The sequence below is a fragment of the Ruegeria sp. HKCCD9138 genome, from assembly GCF_057220975.1.
On sequence record NZ_JBWVAZ010000011.1, the window covers coordinates 143,563 to 162,764 of the forward strand.

Here is a 19,202-nt window from a genome sequence, read left to right on the forward strand (position 1 = left end):
CCGTGACCCGCAGTCAGGAAGGTCGGGTATCGTAGGAAGGATTCAGATTTCCAGTGCTGTCAGCGCCTCTGACAACACTCGTCGAAAACTGAGACTGGAAGCTGGAACAAGTGCCAACACATGCTCTTTCCGTAGAACCGGGTTACGGCGGCGCGCCTCGGTTACCCACCATGCGGCTTTGTCGGGATTTTCATTCAACCAGTGGCTCATCGCTGCAAAAAAGGCCATACCGGCATGCGCCCACGGCGTTCTGGCCGCAATCTCGGCCCATTTCACAGCGGATTCGTAGTCTTCCTGCGCAATGTACACCCACATCTTGTTCCCGGTCATTCCGGGCCGAAACGGATCGATCGGACTCAGATCGATAGCCCGGTTGGCGTTGCCCATGGCGGTCTCGAAATCATCCGTGAAGACGCTTGCCCAGCTGGCCCCGTAATAACCCCAGGTATAGTTTGGGCAGGCGCTGATCGACTGGGTAAACCATTGTTTGCTGCCCTCCGGGTCGTGGTCGAGCCAGTGGCATCGTCCCATCATGAAATTCGCAAAAGGATCACGTGGTTGCAGCGACAGGCTTTGTTCGGCAAATCTGCGGGCGCTGTCCGCCTCAGTCGAGTAATCCGGGGTGTAGCGCATGAATGCGTTCTGAAAGCGAACGAACGCCATCCCAGCGCTGGCCCGCGCCAGCTTTGGTTCCAGATCAATTGCGCGGCCCAACATCTTCCGGGCCATCTCGTTGCCCTTGCGGCTGAACTGGCTCATGTAGTGAAACCCCAGATGCATGGCGGACCATGCATCCAGGTTTTCGGCGTCCACCGGCCCAAGCGACGCAGTTTCATGCTGCGGTATCTCAAGTTCGGCAACCATGATCACGTTGGCTGCTATCTCGGCACGCAAAGTGTGTATGTCGTCGATATTCGCGCTTTTCCTAAGCGCCCAAATGACTTCTGAACTGCGGGTGTCTGACAGCTCTGTGTCAATTGTGATCCGTCTTCCCGTCAGTTCAACCACGCCAGTCAGGCAGTAACGCGCGTTCAGGATATTGTTGACCTGAGCCAGATCGACCTGTTTCCCCCGAAATTTGAAGGCCGAGCCATGCGAGACCACTTTGATCCAGCGCAGGCTGGCCAACGTCATGATCAATTCCCTGGGGATCGCTTCCTCGATGGCTTCGAACCTGTCCAGATCGCCGTTTCTTTGAAAGGGTAAAACCGCGATCGAAGGTTGGGGGTCATGGCTGAGCGGGTTCTCGTTGTCTGCAGAGTCGTCACCCTGATTTGGTTCCGGCAGAGGGTCGTCGCGCGCTTCGGCCTTGGCGCGCAGTGTAACGTCACCCGTAAACCGAAAGCCGTGGCCACGCACGGTGCGGATCAGGTTCGGGTCCTGATCCGTATCAGTCAGAACGCGCCGAATATCCCGGATCCGACTGGAAATGGCGTCCTCGGAAACGATACGCCCCTTCCAGACCTTTTCCACAATCTCATCCCGGCTGACCACGCGATGTGAATTTTCAACAAGCAAACTCAGCAGGTCGAAGACCTGGGGTTGCAGGTGAACAGTGCGCCCGTCGCACAGCAGTTCACGGCGCGATACATCCAGAACAAAGGGCTCGAACGAGTAAATCACTGCGGTAACCCGCTTTTCGAATTTCGTCTTCCAAGCATAGTGGGATAAAGAATCCCCGCAATATCCCGGAAATCTCCAACCTGCCTCCCAGCAGCCTCATCGCATCTGACCTAGTGCTGTTGGATCGAAACGTACCGAGGGAGGCGATTATGTCCGATCATACCAACCCCACCAATACCGTTCTGCCACTGTCAAACGAGAGCTATTTTCTGACGGATGGCGGTATTGAAACGACACTCATTTTTCACGACGAGATTGACCTGCCGCTCTTTGCGTCATTCGTTCTGCTGGAAACGGAAAAAGGGCGGAATGCCCTTATCGACTATTTCGAACGCCACATTGCGGTCGCGCAGGCGCATAGGCTTGGTTTTGTGTTGGAAAGCCCAACATGGCGCTCCAGCCGGGACTGGGGGCAAAAGCTGGGCTACAGCGCGGGCGATCTCGACAAGATCAATGCCGATGCGATCTACCTTATGCGCACGTTGCGCAACCGGCACGAAAGCGCCGTTTCTCCGCTGGTGATCAGCGGGTGCGTCGGTCCGCGCGGCGATGGTTACGTACCGGGCGAGCTGATGACGGCGGCAGAAGCCAAAGGTTACCACGCGCCCCAGATTGCGGCCATGGCCAACGCCGGTGCCGACATGGTGACGGCGATCACGATGAACAACACGCCCGAGGCGACAGGCATCGCGCTGGCGGCAAAAGCGCAGGGCGTGCCGGTGGTCATTGCGTTCACCGTGGAAACCGACGGCGCGCTTGCGACCGGACAACCACTGGCCGACGCGATCCGGGAGGTCGACGAGGCAACCGATGGTTACCCGATTTACTTCATGGTCAACTGCGCGCATCCGGATCACTTTGAACATGTGCTGCGCGACGGTGGCGAGTGGCTGCGCCGTATCGGAGGTATCCGTGCCAACGCGTCTCGCATGTCGCATGCAGAACTTGATGAAAGCGAAGTACTGGACGATGGCAACCCGGCGGAACTGGGCGAGGACTATCGCAGGCTGATGGAGATTTTGCCCAACCTGCGGGTGCTGGGCGGATGTTGCGGTACTGATCATCGCCACGTCGACGCCATGGGTCGCGCCTGCACCCACGCGCATCACGTTGCTGCACAATAGCAATCGTCAGCGCGGAAGTGATCCGAGCACAGGCTCGGGTCACACACTATTGCAAAAGGAAGTTAACAAATGAATTTCTCAATACGCCCCGTTGCATCGGAAGACACGAAAGCCGTCGCAAAGGTCCTTTCAGATCCGACAGTCATGCTTGGCACGATGCGGTTGCCCTTCGTGCCCGACGCGCTTGTGGCAGAACGAACTGCTGCCGCACCCGGCATGTACCGGCTGGTCGCTGAGACCAGTGAAGACGTCGTTGCGTATTGCCAGATGAGCACTTTTCCCGATGTTCCACGCCACAACCATGTCGGTGAGATTGACCTGATCGCGGTGCGCAGTGACTGCCAGGGCAACGGCATCGGCAAAGCCATGATGAACGCCTTGCTGGACCTTGCCGACAACTGGTTGCAGCTGGAACGCACCGGCTTGCTTGTCTGGTCCGACAATGATCGGGCAATTGCGCTTTACGAGGCGTTCGGCTTCGAGATTGAAGGCACTCTTCGGCGGTACGCAAGGCGCCCGGGAGGGTTCGCAGACGCACATATAATGGGGCGGCTTTATTCGGTCCATCATGGCGTCGAACAGACCTCCGGCGCGAGTTTGGAGCAGGTCTGAATTCTCGCTTTGGGGCAGAACGCATTCTTTGAACCGGGAAGTGAAGAAACTGAGGACGTGGCTGGGTAACTCGAAAGGCTCACCCCAATATACCAAGTCAAACCAAATATCGTTCGGCGGCGCCAAGTGTCGTTGCCGAACGTCCGATCTGACCCGCTCCGAATTGAAGATTGAACTGGAAATAGCGGTTAAAATCGACATGCTGCGGTGAAACTTCGGAGTACGATCAGCCCAATGAACAGTTCGGAAACACTTAGCCCCGCAACAACGCCGCGCACGCGGGCCAAAGCCCGGCATATTCTGGACAATTACTACATCGGCCCGGCGCGTGACGAAGAAGTGCTGGAAATCTGGGGCTATACCGACCGCATGACCTATTTGCCCGGTGACACACTGACACTGCGGGTCTCGACCACGGCCGAAAAGTGGAATCTGGAGATCGGCCGGGATGGTGTCCGGTACCAACCGCTGCTTAAGCAGGCCGGGTTGAAAGGTATGCATCAGAAGACACCATTGGACTGTTCGGTAAATGGGTGTGGTTGGGACGTCTCATATGAATTCACCATCCCGGATGACTGGAAAGAAGGTGGTTATCTGATCACTTTCAGTGCCGAACGGAACGGTGACCGGGTTGAGGAACATCATCTGTTCCTGCTGCGTCGTGCGCTGGGCAGACCGCCCGCACCATTCGTGCTGATCTGCGCAACGGGAACATGGCTGGCCTATAACTGCTGGGGCGGTTCCAACCATTACGAAGGGATCACCGGACCCGATGGCGATGCGTTTTCGCCGGTCGTATCAACTCAGCGTCCCTGGACACGCGGGTTCTGCAAATTGCCCGAGGGCGCCCCGCGCGCCGTTCCCGAGGCGCCGCACGTCCCCGGCGGCATGGTGCGGTACCCGTATATGGAATGGGCTTATTCCTATGGCTACTCCAAGAAATATGCATCGGCTGGATGGGCCAGTTACGAACGTCACTTTGCCCGCTGGGCCGAGACGCAGGGGTTCGAGTTCGATTTCGCCACTCAACACGATCTAGACGCCGATCCACAGCTGTTGGAGCGCTATCGATGCGCAGTCTTTGTCGGGCATGACGAGTATTGGTCGGCAAGCATGCGCCGCGCTGTGGACCGTTATTCCGAGAACGGAGGCCGGGTCGCTCGGTTTGGTGGAAACTTCCTGTGGCAGACGCGGATCGAGGATGAAGGCCGGACCCAGGTTTGCTACAAGTACACCGCCGATGAGGACCCGCTGAACGGCACCGATCAAGAGCACTTGGTGACGGCCGCCTGGGAGGTCGCACCCGTGAACTGGCCCGGCGCCCAAACGTTTGCGGCCAACGGGTTGAAAGGGGTTTACGCTGGTCTGGGACGCTGTGTTGGACAAGGCAGCGGCGGCTTTACTGTCTATCGCCCGCAGCACTGGGCGCTGAACGGCACTCACCTGGGTTATGGCGACCAGCTGGGCGCACAATCACGAATTTTTGGCTACGAAGTGGATGGCGTGGATTACCTTATGGAGGATGGCCTTCCCTTTGCCACCGGCTCTGACGGTGCAGATCCGAATGTCGAGATACTGGCGCTTGGTCTGGCCACGAATGTCGAACCCAAGCACGGTATCTGGGGCGAAACTGTATATATCGGAGACGCGGATGCGACCTTCAAAGCGCAGGCCATGTTCGGTGACGTCACTGCGGAAACAATGGACCGCAGCAGCCGCGGCAACGGGGTAATCGTGCACTGGAAGCGTGGAAAGGGTGAGGTTTTCAATGCTGCGACATGCGAGTGGGTCATGGGATTGACCCGGCGCGACTGGCAGGTCGAACGTGTTACCCGGAACGTACTGGAAAGGTTTGGAGCTTCGAGATCAAAGATCAACGCGGCTTCCCAAGCGTCGGCTTAGCAGTCCGAACAAGATTTTGGGCGAAAACTGAACGCCCTTGGATCAAGATATCTGCGTAGAATTCGCGATCCTTCTCAACTGATTGCTTGCGGGCTGTCGGGCGCATTTTGGCCGCTTTGGGCAGACAACCAATCCACGACCTTACGCGCCTCCGGGCGCGGCTTGCTGCCGTTCTGCACCTCAACGAAGTAACCATGGGTTGGGGCAATTTCTTCATCAAAAAGCCGAACCACTCTGCTTTCCGCCAGATCCTGATCAATCAGCGGCAGCCAGCCAACAATCACGCCCTGACCTTCGGCAGCGCCACGCAACAGGACGTTTGCATCCTCGAAAATCGGGCCGCGCAGGGGGGCAACATTCGTCACACCCATCGCAGCGAACCAGTCCAGCCATCCCCAGTGATTTCTCTGATGCATCAGCGGCAACTCCATCAGGTCCTTGGGGGTATTTATGGGGCCATGGCTGTTGACGAAGTCTTCGGATGCAATCGCAACAGGACTTAGTTCCAGCAACTTGATGACATCACCCGGCATTTCGGCCATGCGGTCCCAGCGGATCACAATGTCGACGTTACCGCGATCCTGTGTGTTTGGCCGGAAGGACGGCAGTACCTCGAGTTCGATGTCCGGATGAGTCTCCCAAAAGTCGCTGATCCGTGGCATCAGCCAACGCGCCGTAAAGATCGGCCCCGCAGAAAGACGCACCACCCTGCGAGAAGTGCGGTGCAGGGTGCGAACGGCGCTTTCCAGTATTCCGAAGGCTTGCGAAGTTGCCTCCGCCAACCGCTTTCCGTCTTCCGTCAGCACGACGTCGCGGCCCGAGCGTTCGAACAGTTTGACGCCAAGCTGGTCTTCCAGACCGCGAATATGGTGACTGATAGCGGTCGGTGTCACGATCAACTGCTCGGCCGCGGCGCGGTAACTTCCCAATCGGGCTGCTGCATTGAAGGCACGTAGTGCGGGCAAGGAAGGTATCACGAGTGTCTCATAGATAAGTTCAGCTCATCATTTGCTGAGAAAACCGCTTTTGTAAATTAGTTGTTTTGCGCGCAGATTGAATGTGCAGAAAATTCGACTCATGAGTTCATGCCCAATTCGATCCGAAGGCGCGGTCGCAAAGATCGCCTTGCACAAACAACACGTTCGGATGCCTCTCCTCCGGTTTGGCCGGGGGTCAGCGGCGGGCGACTGAAACCACTGTCACCTGAGGAAGTGAAGCTCGTTGAAAAGACTGCGTTTTCGCTTTTGGAAACGCTTGGTTTAAGTCAGGCAACCCCGTCGATGATCGAAAAAGTTGTCGCGGCCGGCGGCGCGCAGACCGACGGCGGTCGGTTGTTGTTTCCGCAGAACTTGGTGCGATGGGCTATTGATGGGGCGCAGCGTGGCTTCATTCTGTGCGGTCAAAAACCAGAACGCGATCTGAAAATCGAAGGTTCCAGCGTGCACATGTCCACAGGTGGCGCGGCACCTGGCGTGTTCGATCTTGAGACACATGTCTATCGCGACTCCACGTTGCAGGACCTCTACGACGCGGCACGGATCGTGGATCGGATGGACAACATCCATCACTTCAGCAGGTCGGTTGTCGCGCGGGATATCGAAGGCAACGCGGCGATGGATCTAAACACTGCCTACGCCTGTCTGTCGGGCACGTCGAAACACGTTTCGATCTCGATTACCGAGCCGCAGAACGTCGCTGAGATCGCCCGGCTTTGCTATGACTTCGCCGGTGGAGAAGCCGCATTTCGCGCCCGGCCGTTTCTGACTGTCATGGTGTGTCACGTGGTGCCACCGATGCGGTTTGCGGAAGAGGCCTGCGATGTTCTGGAACTGGCCATCAATGCTGGGTTTCCTGTGCAATTGATCAGCGCAGGCCAGGCCGGTGCAACCAGCCCGGCCACGATTGCCGGTTCCCTGGTGCAGGCGGTGGCAGAAACTCTGGCCGGGCTGGTCTTCGCGCGTCTGGTCAATCCCGAGGTGAAGGCGATCTTTGCACCCAAGCCCCTGGTCGCGGACCTGCGCACCGGCTCGATGAGCGGCGGCGGGGGTGAGCAGGCCATTCTGATGGCTGGTGCGGCGCAAATGGGCCGCCACTGGGATCTTCCCACAAGCTCGATTGCCGGCATCACTGACGCCAAGCGGCTGGACGCGCAATATGGGGCCGAGAAATCGTTGGCCGTGACCATGGCGGCGCACGCGGGATCAAACATCGTCACGCAGGCTGCGGGTATGATGTCGAGCCTTCTGGGCGTCAGCCACGCGGCCTACATCGTCGACAACGATCTGCTGGGAAATATCCTTCGGACAATCCGCGGAATCGAAGCGACGCCGGAAAATATCGCTGCCGACGTTATAGCAGCGGTGTGCCGCGGCGAAGGGCACTATCTGGCGGAACAGCACACATTCAGCCGAATGAAATCGGACTACTTCTACCCCGAGATCGGTGATCGCCGTGCCCCGCGTGAGTGGCAGGATGACGGTGCATTGCGTGTCGGCGAAGTGGCGCGCGACAAAGCCCGTGAAATCCTGAACAGCCATTTTCCCGACCATGTGCCCGACGATCTGGATCGGGCCATCAGGACAAACTTTGACATCCGCCTGACACGGGCTCAAACCGGACGACCGGAATGAAAAACCAAGACCTAAGCAACCGTGCGCGTACAACTTTGCCGGGCGGTGTCAGCCACGAACTTCGGTATCGCGATCCGCATCCTATTTACATTGAACGTGCATTCGGGGCCGAGAAATGGGACGTCGAAGGACGGCGCTACATCGATTTCAAGATGGGTTCGGCCAGCCAGATGCTGGGGCATTGCCATCCGGCGATTGTCGACGCGATCCATGCTCAGGCAGGGCGTTCGGTTTTTTCCGCCGATTGCCATGCGGGTGAAATCGAATGGGCGGAATGGATAAATCGGCTCTATCCTTCTGCTGAGCGGACGCGTTTTACGTCGTCTGGTACCGAGGCCACGATGCTGGCCCTGCGGCTGGCGCGTGCCTTTTCCGGAAAAGACCACGTTCTTCGCATCGACGGGCATTTTCACGGTTGGCACGATCATGCGATGAAAGGAGCCAAGCCTGGCAGTGATCAATCCTTTTCGCTTGGAATTCCCAAAGCGGTGAACGATCTGATTCATATCTGCTCGGCAGAAGCCACGGCGATGGAACACGCGCTGCAGGATGAGCGCATCGGCACTGTGATCATCGAAGCCTCGGGCGCAAATTACGGTAGCGTCCCGCTGTCGACCGAAACCCTGCGGGCCCTGCACGATGTGGCGCGGGCCGCCGGGGTTGTACTGATCTTTGATGAGATCATCACCGGATTTCGCTGGGCCCCGGGCGGACGGCAGGCGCGCGACGGGATCGTGCCGGATTTGACCACTTTGGCCAAGATCGTGACCGGAGGTCTGCCGGGCGGCGCGGTTTGTGGTCGGGCCGAGATCATGGAACTGATGAATAATACCACCGTCCGCGACGGATACGCGCCCGCTGTCGGCCACAAAGGGACTTTCAACGGGTCGCCCCTGGTCGCAGCCGCCGCTTGTGCGGCAATGCCGATATTGGCAACTGGCGAAACGCAGGCGCAGGCGGATGCAATGGCAGATCGGATGCGCAATGGCGTGAACGCCGCGATTGCCGATCAGGGCCTTCCTGGCCTCGCATACGGTGACAGTTCGGTTTTTCACGTTTTCTTTGGTCGCAATTCTCTTGAATGGCTCAACCCCGCTGAAATCCGTGGGATGCCCAAGCCAATCGTCAAAGCCTATCGTGACGGGATGTTGGCGCGTGGGGTGGACGTGATGTCCTACACTTCGGGCCTGACATCCGCCGCCCACACGCCCGCGCTGATCGATGAGGCGCTGGAGGCCTTCCGTGGAACTCTCACTGACATGATCCGCGACGGAGTGCTGACATGACCCTGCCCACCCATGCACGCACCGTCATCATTGGCGGCGGCGTTATCGGCTGTTCCATCGCCTATCACCTCGCGCGCGACGGGCGCAGGGATATCGTTGTGCTGGAACGATCAAAGCTGACGTCCGGCACCACATGGCACGCCGCTGGTCTGGTGCGTCGACTGCGCCCTTCGGCCACGCTGACCAAGCTGATCAATTACTCAATCGACCTTTACGAGGAGTTGGAAGTTGAAACCGGTCAGGCGACCGGCTGGGTCCAGACCGGCTCGCTGACCTTGGCCACCAATCCCGACCGGCTTACCAACATAAAACGGCAAGTGTCTCTTGGTCGCGCTTTCGGACTGGAGGCCGAGGTGATCGACGCCGCGCGAGCCAAGGAACTCTGGCCTTTGATCGACGTGGACGACGTGATCGGAGCGGTGTGGTCACCGGCGGACGGCAGGGTCAACCCGTCGGACGTTGCATTGGCGTTGTCGAAAGGCGCACGGGCGCGTGGCGTCCAGTTTTTCGAAGATACCAGGGTGACCGGCTTGCGAAAGAAAGGCGACCGGATCTCGGGGGTTGAGGTCGGATCACACGTGATTGACGCGGAAGAGGTGGTAATCGCCAGCGGCCTCTGGTCGCGTGAAGTCGCCGCGATGGCGGGTGCACATATGCCGCTCTATGCCTGCGAGCATTTCTATATCCTCACAAAACCGCTTGCCGAAGTGCAAAAGCTGGGCAAAGGGGCGCATCTGCCGACACTCAACGATCAGGATGCATACCTTTATGCCCGCGATGATGTCGAGGGGTTGTTGGTCGGCTCGTTCGAACCCCATGCCAAGGGGATTTCCACCAAGGACCTGCCTGCGGACTTTTCCTTTGATCTGCTGGACGAGGACTGGGATCACTTCATGCCGATGATGGAGAACGCCCTGCGCCGCATTCCGGCACTGGAAACTGCAGAGGTGCGAATGCTCCTGAACGGTCCCGAAAGCTTTACGCTGGACAGTCAGTTCATGCTGGGCGAAAGCCCCGACGTTCCGGGATTGTTTCTGATGGGGGGGATGAATTCTACCGGTATCGCGCTGGCCGGTGGCGCGGGCAGGGCAATGGCGGAATGGATCATTTCCGGAGAGCCGACAATGGAGCTGAACGAGGCCGACATTCGCCGATTTGGCCCGGAAATGAACGTGCTGGGTGCGCTGGAGGCGCGAATTCCGGAAGTGCTGGGGCGGCACTACGACAACCCATATCCCGGACGGTCGATGGACACAGCGCGAGGTCAGCGTCGTTCACCCATCCATGCCGCGCTGGTTGATGCCGGAGCGCAGTTCGAGGGGCGCGGCGGCTGGGAGCGGGCCGTGCATTTCGGCAGCAAGACCGCTCATCTTCCTCTCACCTTTAGCGCACCAAAATGGCGGGATCAGGTGCAGCAGGAGGTTGAGGCCTGCCGAAATGGGGCGGCCATTCTGGATCAGTCGGCGTTTGGCAAGATCATGGTGCAGGGACCGGATGCCTGCGCCTTTCTCAATCGCCTCTGCGCGGCGCAGATGGATTTTGAACCGGGTCGCATTGCTTATACCCAGATCCTCAACGCGCGCGGCGGCGTTGAAAGCGATCTGACGGTGCATCGGCATGGGCCGGACGGATATCTGATGATAGTTGGAGCAGGTGAGGTTGTGCGCGATCTTCAGCGGATGCGTAGTACCAAGGGCGAGTATCGGGTCGAATTTACCGATGTCACCAGCGGGTATGCCATTCTTGGGTTGGCCGGCGCCAAGGCACGCGACGTGTTGCAGGCGACATCGAATACACCAGTGCCCGAACTGAAACGCTTTGGCTTCGCCCCGGTCGAAATTGGATTGGCCCGGGGGTGGGCGGGTCGGCTGAGCTATACCGGGGAAGAGGGGTACGAGCTGTATGTCCCCTCCGACATGGCGATGGCGGCGCATGAGGCGCTTGTGGCGGCGGGTGCCACCCATGCCGGCCTCTACGCCAGCGGTTCGTTGCGGATCGAAAGCGGGTTGCGCGCCTTCGGTCACGAGCTGACACCGGGCATCACGCCGCTGGAAGCCGGCCTTGGCGCCTTCTGTGCATTTGCCACTGGTTTTGTCGGTGAAGATGCTTTGCAAAAGGCCGGTCTTCCTACACGCCGCGTCGTCTCGGTGCTGTTTGATGATGCCGAGGCAATCCCGATCCACGACGAACCGGTCTATTTCGATGGCTCGGTCGTTGGGCAGATCACATCGGCGGCGTGGAGTTACCGGTTTGGTCGCTCGGTGGCGTTAGCGTTGATCAACGCGCCGCTGGAAAGGCTGGCCGAGCAGGATGTCGTACCCGGTTTTCAAGTGGAAATCGCGTGCACCCGGTTTGACGCAAAAGCCTCTCTCAAACCCGCCAAGGAGGCGTTCTGATGTCGGATACGATCCGAACTACTCGCGTCGCCATCATAGGCGGCGGCATCATGGGTGTCGCCGCCCAGTACCAGCTGGCCGAAAACGGCTGGACCGACACAATCCTGTTCGAAAAGGCGGAATTGACCAGCGGCTCGACATGGCATGCAGCCGGACAGATCGCCCACGCGGTCGGCAGCAGAGTCATGGGCTGGGTCAACAAGACCTCGATCGAAACCTACAAACGCGTCGAACAGGAAACCGGTCAGAGCATCGGCTGGCACGAAGTGGGCGGGTTTCGTATCGCAACCACGGATGATGAGGTTGACTGGATGAAATCCATAATGGGCGTCGGCAGGCTGCTCGACTTGCCGATGGAACTGGTTGGCCCGGCAGAGGTCGCCAAGGTCAATCCGTTTTACAGGGTCGATGACGTCAAGGCTGCGGTGCAGACGTTTGAGGACGGTCATATTGATCCGTCCGGCGTGACCATGGCGCTGGCGGCGGCGGCCCGTGCGCGGGGCGCGAAAATCGAGCGGCGCAACCAGGTGCTCGGGGCCAGTCGAAAGGGGGATATGTGGCTGCTTCGAACGGAAAAAGGAGACATTCTGGCCGAACATGTCGTGATTGCGGCCGGGTCCTACGCCAATCAGGTTGGCAAATGGTTCGGGTTGGAAATCCCGTCGGTCAGTTGCCTGCACCACTATCTGGTTACGGACACGGTGCCTGAATTTGAAGGCCGTCCCGAGCTGCCGGTGATGCGGGACAATGCCTATGGCGGCTACATCCGGCAGGAACAGAAATCCGGTCTTATCGGAATTTACGAAGGCCATATGTGCCCAACGGTCTGGGAAATGCCCGAAGGTGCCCCCTGGGCTGCCGAGAATGAACTGTTCGAGGCCGATTATGACTCGATTGGCGATTTCCTGATGATCGCTTTCGACAAAATGCCGGTGTTGGCGGAGTTGGGGATCAAGCGCGTGGTGCGAGGGGCCATTACGCATACACCGGATGGGGGTATGCTGGTTGGGCCGTCCGGCGCTCCGAATGTCTGGCTTTCGTGTGGTTCTTCCATTGGGTTGGCCTGGGGCGGCGGTGCGGGCAAAGTTCTGGCCGATTGGATGGTTTATGGTGAAACGTCGATCAACACGCGTGGATTTGATCCCCGTCGCTATGGCGATTTTGCCAATGATCACTTTATCGTCGAGCGTACCAAGGACGAATTCATGCGCCGTCATGACACACCGTGCCCCGGCAAACAATTCGACGCGTTGAGACCGCTCAACCGCCACCCTCTATATGATCGGCTGGTGGCCAAGGGCGCCGTTTTCGGTGAGATTGCGGGGTGGGAGCGCCCTCGTTACTTCGGTGACATCGGGGAGACCGAAAAAATCGGCTGGGGCCGCCAGCCCTGGCACGCGAACGCGATGCGCGAGGCCAATGCGACACGCAGAGCAGCAGGTGTTATTGACCTCTGCGCCTTTGCGCAGTTCGAGATCACTGGTAAGGACGCAGACACCTTGCTGGACCGGCTATCGGCCAATCGGATACCACGCAAGGACGGTCGAATCAGTCTCAACCACCTGCTGACGGAACAGGGCCGGTTCGAGACTGAGATCACCATTTGGCGGATAGCCGAAAACCGGTATTTCACCGGTTCGCCGATCGCTCGGGCCAATCCCGATTTTGACTGGATCCAACGCCACATCATTCCCGGCGAAGACGTGCAGATTGTAAACCGCACCAGTGATTGGGGGATGCTGGCTTTGTCCGGTCCGGCCTCGCGCCGCATCCTGTCACAACTGACGGATGCAGACCTCTCCAACGCAGCTTTCCCGTGGCTTTCCGGGCGGCAGGTTACGGTGGCAGACGTACCGTGCTACGCGCTGCGGGTGTCGTTCGTGGGGGAGCTTGGCTGGGAATTGCACGCTCCACTGGATCGCATCGCCGAGGTGTATGATGCTTTGTTTCAGGCAGGCGCTGCACATGGTCTGACCGACCTCGGGTCATATGCTTTCAACGGCATGCGTATGGAAAAAGCCTTTCGTGCCAGTGGTGAACTGACTACCGATATCGGGCCGTTCGATGTGGGGCTAGAACGCTTTGTCGCCTCAGAAGGGCGTGAATTCATAGGCAAACAAGCTTTGCTGGAGCGCGATCCGGAGTGGGAGCTGTTCTATGCTGAGATTCACGGCAATGACATCGACGTTCATGGCGGCGAACCGGTCTTGCTGAACGGTCAGCCCGTGGGCCTGACCACGTCGGGCGGCTACGGTTACACGATCGGCAAATCGCTGGGTTGGCTTTTTGTGAAGAAGGGCACGCCGCGCGACAGGCTTAGCGTGCAACTACTGAACAAAGCCTATCCCGTGACCATACATGAAGCCCCGCTTTTCGACCCTGACAACCTGCGCCCCAGATCCGAGGATTGAGACATGACAACCATAACAGGCGGTGAAACCGTCTATCGCGTATTGAAGGCCAACGGCATCGACACCGTCTTCGGGCTTTTGGGCGGTTCGATGCTTGAACTCTATGATGCCATGTATCAGGGCGGCGAGATCGTCTATGTCGGTGCGCGCGATGAACGCGCGGCGGGGCATATGGCGGATGCCTGGGCGCGTATGACCGGCAAGCCCGGTGTCGTCCTTGGGGCGCAGGCGGGGCCGGGCGTGGTGAATATCGTGACCGCCGTGGCCGAGGCGTTTCTGGCGTATTCTCCGATGGTAGTAATTGCCGGGGCGATTACCCGGGCGGATCAGTGCAAAGACACCTTTCAGGAGGTCGATCAGGTTGCGTTGTTTGCGCCCATTTCGAAACGCTCGGTCATGGTCACTGATCCGGCGCGTTTGGCGCCGATGCTCGAAGACGCCCTCAGGTTGGCCAATACGGGCCGTCGCGGTCCGGTCGTGCTTCATGTGCCGCGCGATCTTTTTGCCGCCGATCTTCCTGCCAAAACGCCAAAACCGCTGAAGATAGCCCGTCCAGGCCCCGCGGCGCCGGCCGACATCACGGCAATTTCCGAAATGCTGGCAGGGGCCGAGCGCCCGGTTATTTTTGCTGGCGCTGGGTTCAAATGGAGCGCTGGCCGGGACGCCCTGACCGCTCTTGCGGAAAAGCTGGAAGTTCCGGTGGTTGCTTCGACCGGCCATGCGGATGTGATGCGTCACCGACATCCGTGGTTTGCCGGCCAAGCCGGACCGCGCGGCAATCGCGTGGCCAGCCGCCTGACGAAAGAGGCTGACGTGATGGTCGTACTGGGCGCGCGGCTCGGGTTCAACTCGACCTTCCACAGCAATGACTATGTCGGGTCGGAAACGCGCATCGCTCATGTCGATGTCGAAGGTTCTGCGCCAGGGCGCTATTTCCCGGCAGAAGTTGCAGCACAGGGTGATGCCCGCCTTACGGCGGAGGCGCTTACGTCTGTAACCGCCAAGCCCCGTTGCGATGTCTGGCGTGACAGCTTCCGCGCTGATCTGGAAAGCCTCTGGGCCGAACGTGCGGAAGAGGCGGCTATCTCCAGTCTCCCGATGCACCCGCGTCGCGCCCTGGCGGAACTGCGCGATGCCCTGCCCGAGGATGCCATCGTCACACTGGACACGGGCAATACCTGCCTGCAGGCCGCCGACCGACTTGCTCACTATGCGCCGATGTCGTTAATCACGCCGCTCGACTTTGGTCTCGTGGGCTTTGGTCTCGCCGCTGCCATTGGCGCCAGGGCTGCGGCCCCTGACCGCCCGGTCGTTGCAATTATGGGTGACGGGGCCGTCGGCTACACAATGATCGAAATCCAGACGGCCATTTCGCACAACCTGCCCATTACAATTGTTGTTTTGGATAACGAGGCCTGGGGCGCCGAAAAAGCTTATCAGCAGGAGTTCTATGGCGGGCGCCTCCTTGGGGCGGAAATCCAGTCGCCGCGCTATGACAAGTTCGCAGAGCTCTGTGGTGGCAAGGGCATGTGGGTGGAAGGCCCGGGGGGAATGGGCCCCGCCCTGCGAGAAGCCATCGCATCGGACCAGACGACTGTCATTCAGGCCAAAATAGATCCCGCCGCCTTGATGACACTGCGCAAGGACTTGTTCAAAGCCACGCAGGGAAAGGGGTAATCAAAAGAATCTGTGACAACCTTAGGTGCTGGCTCTCAACAACCCGACGATCTCGTCAATCTCTGGCCGTCGCCTAGTTCGGTGTGGAAGGTTCAGTACCAAGGAACGACCGCTCGTACAGGATTTTCGGGATGCTGGACAGAGTGTTCCGGCCTCAAGTGCCTGTTCGATCAGGCATGCATGCCCCATCAGGATACCAGCCCCGGCTTTGGCCTCCTCAACGGCCAAGCTGTAAAGTGAGTACCGAGGGCCCTTTTGCGGATCATTCAGTGGAATACCACATTTTGTCGACCAATCCGACCAGTCGTTGCGCCATGTCTGATCGTGAAGCAACGGGAAGGAGTCCATGCAGCGTTCGTCTGTCAATTGCGCAGTGATCTGCGGCGTTGCGACGGGAAACAGGCCATCTTCGGCAAGCACGATCTGATCCGCACTGCCATCTGGCACCGAAAAGAATACGGAAAGATCAAACAGCTCTCGTGTCAAGCTGGGCGGTGTTTCCAGCGCGGTTACTGAAAAGTTGATGTCAGGATAGGTTTCACGGATTTTTCCAAGACGAGTCGGCAGCCAGAGTTGTGCAATTGAGGGCAACGCCGCGATGTGTATGTCGGCGTTGGGCCGAAGATTTCGCAAACTGCTCGTTGCCACAGCCAATGCGTCAAACGCCTGAGTGAATTCTTTTGTCAAACTGCGTCCGGCGGGGGTCAATTGAACGCCTTGCGCATTTCTTTGAAACAACGCGACGCCCGCCCAAGCTTCCAAAGCCTTGATATGCTGAGAGATAGCGCCCGGTGTCACGCTCAGTTCGTCAGCCGCGGCGACGAAGCTTCCATGTCGTGCTGCCGTTTCAAAGGCACGCAACGCATTCAACGGAGGCCCTTTGGGGCGGGGAGGTGAGACGGTCAATTCAGCAGCCTTAGTTTTTCTACGCCAAGAAATAGCAAATCTGAGTTGCGATGTCATTCGATCTGATCACACTTGTCGCGAATTGGAGGACACAGACATGACAATCGAAATGAGGGATTGGGTTCCAGCAGCATGCGAAACGCTGGTTCAGGATATCGCGACACGGACTTCGCAGGCTTCGTCGAAATCCGTGCTGAAGCGGATAGAGCATCTGGCAGAAAGGAACCGCGAGATTCACGAGAAAGAGTGTTTCAATCTCAATCCAGCAACAAATGTCATGAACCCAAGGGCCGAGACTTTGCTGGCGTCGGGAATAGGGTCGCGACCGTCGCTCGGGTATCCGGGCGACAAATACGAGATGGGTTTGGAAGCCATCGAAGAAATCGAGGTTATTGCGGCTGAGCTTTCTGCCGAAGTCTTCGAAGCGAAATACGCTGAAATTCGGGTGCCCTCCGGCGCGATCGCAAACCTTTACGGGTTCATGGCCACCTGTAAGCCAGGTGACACGATTATCGCCCCGCCGGCTTCGATTGGTGGTCATGTGACGCACCATCTGGCGGGATGCGCCGGGCTGTTCGGCCTACGGACCATTGACGCTCCGACGGATGCAGACGGTTATACGGTCGATCTTGATCACTTGCGCCAGATCGCACTGAAAGAGCGGCCCAAGCTTATCACCGTTGGTGGTAGCTTGAACCTGTTTGAACATCCGGTTGCCGAAGTGAGGGCGATTGCTGATGAAATCGGCGCGAAAGTGATGTTCGACGCCGCCCATCAGTGCGGAATCATCGCCGGAAAGGCGTGGCGCAATCCGCTTGCAGATGGCGCTCATTTCATGACGATGAGCACGTACAAAAGCCTAGGCGGTCCGGCGGGTGGCCTTATTGTCACCAATGACGGTGAGATTGCCAAGTCGCTCGATGCCATTGCCTTTCCCGGTATGACGGCAAATTTCGATGCCGCCAAATCGGCGGCGCTGGCCGTGACGATGTTGGACTGGCGCGACTTTGGCGCCGATTACGCGGCCCAGATGGTCGACATGGCGTCTGCACTGGCTGCAGCGCTGGACTCGCAGGGCGTCCCGGTATTCGCTGGGCGGAACGGTTTTACGAACTCGCACCAGTTTGCGGTTTTGGCAAAGCGCTATGGCGGAGGCCAAGCCGCGTCCAAGCTGCTGCGTCAGAGTGGATTTCTGGCCTGCGGCATCGGTTTGCCCGTTCCGCAAGTGGACGGAGATATGAACGGATTGCGCATCGGAACCCCTGAACTGGTTCGTTGGGGAATGACGGTGAATGACGTTGATCGTCTTGCCACGCTCATTTCTGCAGGATTGGCCGGTAGGGACATCGCTCAGCAAGTGGCTGATTGGCGGCAAGATTTCTCAAAAATGTGCTTTGTTCACTAGTTTCCATCCGGGTGACACAACAGGGTTTCGACCTACGGTGTATGTTGACGGAAATGGCCTGGTGGCAACTGCCTTACACAAGAGCGTGCCTGCGAAGAAGTTGGATGCCGGACTAAACTACCGTGCGGATGTGCGAGGTCCTGATGGCCTCGCACATCCTCTTTTCACACAAGTACCGGATCAAGCTGCCGCGATCTGGCCGGCCTTTTCAACCAGCACTTCTGCCTGACGGATCGAAGCGTAATCGATCAGACGGCCATCCAGAGAAACTGCGCCTTTCCCCGATGCTTCCGCCTCGGCCATGGCGACAAGGATGCGCTGCGCTTTGGTCACTTCGGCGTCTGACGGCGACATGACCTCGTTGGCCAGAGCAATCTGGCTGGGGTGGATGGCCCATTTGCCTTCGCAGCCGAGTACCGCTGCGCGTTTGGCGGCAGCGCGATAGCCGTCCGGGTCCTGGAAGTCACCGAAAGGTCCGTCGATCGGGCGCAGGCCGTTTGCGCGCGCCGCAACCACCATGCGGGCCAGAGCGTAGTGCCACATGTCGCCCCAGTGGGTCAGGCGGCCACCGTCGGCATCCGCATCCGTCAGAACCGAGTAGTCCGGGTTCACGCCGCCAATGATCGTAGTACGCGCACGGGTCGAGGCCGCATAGTCGGCTACGCCGAAATGCAGGCTTTCGTTGCGTTTCGACGCAGCCGCGATTTCGCTGACGTTCTGCATGCCAAGCGCCGTTTCGATGATGTGCTCGAACCCGATCCGCTTTTTGTAGCCTTTGGCGTCCTCGATCTGGGTGACCAGCATATCGACGGCATAGACGTCAGCAGCGGTACCGACTTTGGGGATCATGATCAGATCCAGCCGTTCACCGGCCTGTTCGACCACATCCACCACGTCTCGGTACATGTAGTGGGTGTCCAGACCGTTGATCCGCACCGACATGGTCTTGTTGCCCCAGTCGATGTCGTTCAGAGCCTCGATGATGTTCTTGCGCGCCTGTTCTTTCTCGTCAGGTGCGACAGCGTCTTCCAGATCGAGGAAGATGACGTCCACATCCGATTTGGCGGCCTTTTCGAACATTCCGGGCTGGCTGCCGGGGACGGCCAGTTCGCTGCGGTTCAGTCGGGCGGGGGCTTGGTCGATGTTATGAAAGCTCATGATTTGGGTCCTTCGTCTTACAGGTTCGGGTAGATCGGGAAGCGCTTGCAGAGCTCGGCGACTTCGGCCTTG

The 19,202-nt window shown here is 58.7% G+C and carries 13 protein-coding genes; 9 read left to right on the top strand and 4 right to left on the bottom strand.

Annotation, left to right across the window (positions count from 1 at the left end; translation table 11 throughout):
- Positions 1 to 42: 42 nt before the first annotated feature.
- Entirely contained in the window at positions 43 to 1,623 is a 1,581-nt protein-coding gene (locus AC2TEL_RS17755) for a winged helix-turn-helix domain-containing tetratricopeptide repeat protein (protein ID WP_480905789.1), read from the bottom strand.
- A 149-nt stretch (positions 1,624 to 1,772) separates the two neighbouring features.
- On the opposite strand from AC2TEL_RS17755, the gene AC2TEL_RS17760 reads away from it, so the two are divergent.
- From AC2TEL_RS17760 to AC2TEL_RS17770, 3 genes are all read left to right on the top strand, one after another.
- The gene (locus AC2TEL_RS17760) at positions 1,773 to 2,747 is read left to right on the top strand and encodes a homocysteine S-methyltransferase family protein (RefSeq protein ID WP_480905792.1); all 975 of its coding nucleotides are present in this window, start codon (positions 1,773 to 1,775) and stop codon (positions 2,745 to 2,747) included.
- Between the two features lie 69 nt (positions 2,748 to 2,816).
- Positions 2,817 to 3,359 carry a GNAT family N-acetyltransferase gene (locus AC2TEL_RS17765; RefSeq protein ID WP_480842696.1) on the top strand — a complete coding sequence of 181 codons (543 nt, stop codon included), beginning with the start codon at positions 2,817 to 2,819 and terminating at the stop codon, positions 3,357 to 3,359.
- Positions 3,360 to 3,593: 234 nt separating this feature from the next.
- Positions 3,594 to 5,261: a N,N-dimethylformamidase beta subunit family domain-containing protein gene (locus tag AC2TEL_RS17770; protein WP_480905795.1), complete on the top strand. Its 1,668-nt coding sequence runs from the start codon at positions 3,594 to 3,596 to the stop codon at positions 5,259 to 5,261.
- Between the two features lie 74 nt (positions 5,262 to 5,335).
- On the opposite strand, the gene AC2TEL_RS17775 is transcribed toward AC2TEL_RS17770, so the two are convergent.
- Entirely contained in the window at positions 5,336 to 6,226 is an 891-nt protein-coding gene (locus AC2TEL_RS17775; RefSeq protein ID WP_480905798.1) for a LysR substrate-binding domain-containing protein, read from the bottom strand.
- Between the two features lie 120 nt (positions 6,227 to 6,346).
- Here AC2TEL_RS17775 and AC2TEL_RS17780 point away from each other — a divergent pair, with 120 nt between their 5' ends.
- Genes AC2TEL_RS17780 through AC2TEL_RS17800 form a run of 5 tightly spaced genes read left to right on the top strand, consistent with a single transcriptional unit; the run spans position 6,347 to position 15,661 of the window.
- Positions 6,347 to 7,891, top strand: a complete 1,545-nt coding sequence (locus AC2TEL_RS17780) for a trimethylamine methyltransferase family protein (RefSeq protein ID WP_480905801.1) — start codon at positions 6,347 to 6,349, stop codon at positions 7,889 to 7,891.
- Positions 7,888 to 9,177, top strand: a complete 1,290-nt coding sequence (locus AC2TEL_RS17785; protein ID WP_480905803.1) for an aspartate aminotransferase family protein — start codon at positions 7,888 to 7,890, stop codon at positions 9,175 to 9,177. Before AC2TEL_RS17780 ends, AC2TEL_RS17785 begins: the two co-directional genes overlap by 4 nt.
- The gene (locus tag AC2TEL_RS17790) at positions 9,174 to 11,573 is read left to right on the top strand and encodes a GcvT family protein (protein WP_480905806.1); all 2,400 of its coding nucleotides are present in this window, start codon (positions 9,174 to 9,176) and stop codon (positions 11,571 to 11,573) included. Before AC2TEL_RS17785 ends, AC2TEL_RS17790 begins: the two co-directional genes overlap by 4 nt.
- Positions 11,573 to 13,984: an FAD-dependent oxidoreductase gene (locus tag AC2TEL_RS17795; RefSeq protein ID WP_480842684.1), complete on the top strand. Its 2,412-nt coding sequence runs from the start codon at positions 11,573 to 11,575 to the stop codon at positions 13,982 to 13,984. The genes AC2TEL_RS17790 and AC2TEL_RS17795 overlap by 1 nt, the downstream gene beginning before the upstream one ends.
- A gap of 3 nt (positions 13,985 to 13,987) precedes the next feature.
- Positions 13,988 to 15,661 (top strand): thiamine pyrophosphate-binding protein, encoded by a 1,674-nt coding sequence (locus tag AC2TEL_RS17800; RefSeq protein WP_480905809.1) that lies wholly within the window; start codon positions 13,988 to 13,990, stop codon positions 15,659 to 15,661.
- A gap of 21 nt (positions 15,662 to 15,682) precedes the next feature.
- Here the strand turns inward: AC2TEL_RS17800 and AC2TEL_RS17805 are convergent, their stop codons facing one another.
- Positions 15,683 to 16,567, bottom strand: a complete 885-nt coding sequence (locus tag AC2TEL_RS17805; protein WP_480905811.1) for a LysR family transcriptional regulator — start codon at positions 16,565 to 16,567, stop codon at positions 15,683 to 15,685.
- Positions 16,568 to 16,664: 97 nt separating this feature from the next.
- On the opposite strand from AC2TEL_RS17805, the gene AC2TEL_RS17810 reads away from it, so the two are divergent.
- Complete coding sequence (locus AC2TEL_RS17810) at positions 16,665 to 17,972, top strand: aminotransferase class I/II-fold pyridoxal phosphate-dependent enzyme (RefSeq protein ID WP_480905814.1); 1,308 nt, start codon at positions 16,665 to 16,667, stop codon at positions 17,970 to 17,972.
- 180 nt (positions 17,973 to 18,152) lie between these two features.
- On the opposite strand, the gene AC2TEL_RS17815 is transcribed toward AC2TEL_RS17810, so the two are convergent.
- On the bottom strand, positions 18,153 to 19,130 hold the full coding sequence (locus AC2TEL_RS17815) for an HpcH/HpaI aldolase/citrate lyase family protein (protein WP_480905817.1): 978 nt from the start codon (positions 19,128 to 19,130) through the stop codon (positions 18,153 to 18,155).
- Positions 19,131 to 19,202: the final 72 nt, after the last annotated feature.

Excerpts from the sequence above, each read along its gene's own strand:
- AC2TEL_RS17810 (WP_480905814.1), top strand. The coding sequence starts at position 16,665 with ATGACAATCGAAATGAGGGATTGGGTTCCAGCAGCATGCGAAACGCTG.
- AC2TEL_RS17785 (WP_480905803.1), top strand. The coding sequence starts at position 7,888 with ATGAAAAACCAAGACCTAAGCAACCGTGCGCGTACAACTTTGCCGGGC.
- AC2TEL_RS17815 (WP_480905817.1), bottom strand. The coding sequence starts at position 19,130 with ATGAGCTTTCATAACATCGACCAAGCCCCCGCCCGACTGAACCGCAGC.
- AC2TEL_RS17800 (WP_480905809.1), top strand. The coding sequence starts at position 13,988 with ATGACAACCATAACAGGCGGTGAAACCGTCTATCGCGTATTGAAGGCC.
- AC2TEL_RS17760 (WP_480905792.1), top strand. The coding sequence starts at position 1,773 with ATGTCCGATCATACCAACCCCACCAATACCGTTCTGCCACTGTCAAAC.
- AC2TEL_RS17770 (WP_480905795.1), top strand. The coding sequence starts at position 3,594 with ATGAACAGTTCGGAAACACTTAGCCCCGCAACAACGCCGCGCACGCGG.
- AC2TEL_RS17795 (WP_480842684.1), top strand. The coding sequence starts at position 11,573 with ATGTCGGATACGATCCGAACTACTCGCGTCGCCATCATAGGCGGCGGC.
- AC2TEL_RS17765 (WP_480842696.1), top strand. The coding sequence starts at position 2,817 with ATGAATTTCTCAATACGCCCCGTTGCATCGGAAGACACGAAAGCCGTC.
- AC2TEL_RS17790 (WP_480905806.1), top strand. The coding sequence starts at position 9,174 with ATGACCCTGCCCACCCATGCACGCACCGTCATCATTGGCGGCGGCGTT.
- AC2TEL_RS17780 (WP_480905801.1), top strand. The coding sequence starts at position 6,347 with ATGCCCAATTCGATCCGAAGGCGCGGTCGCAAAGATCGCCTTGCACAA.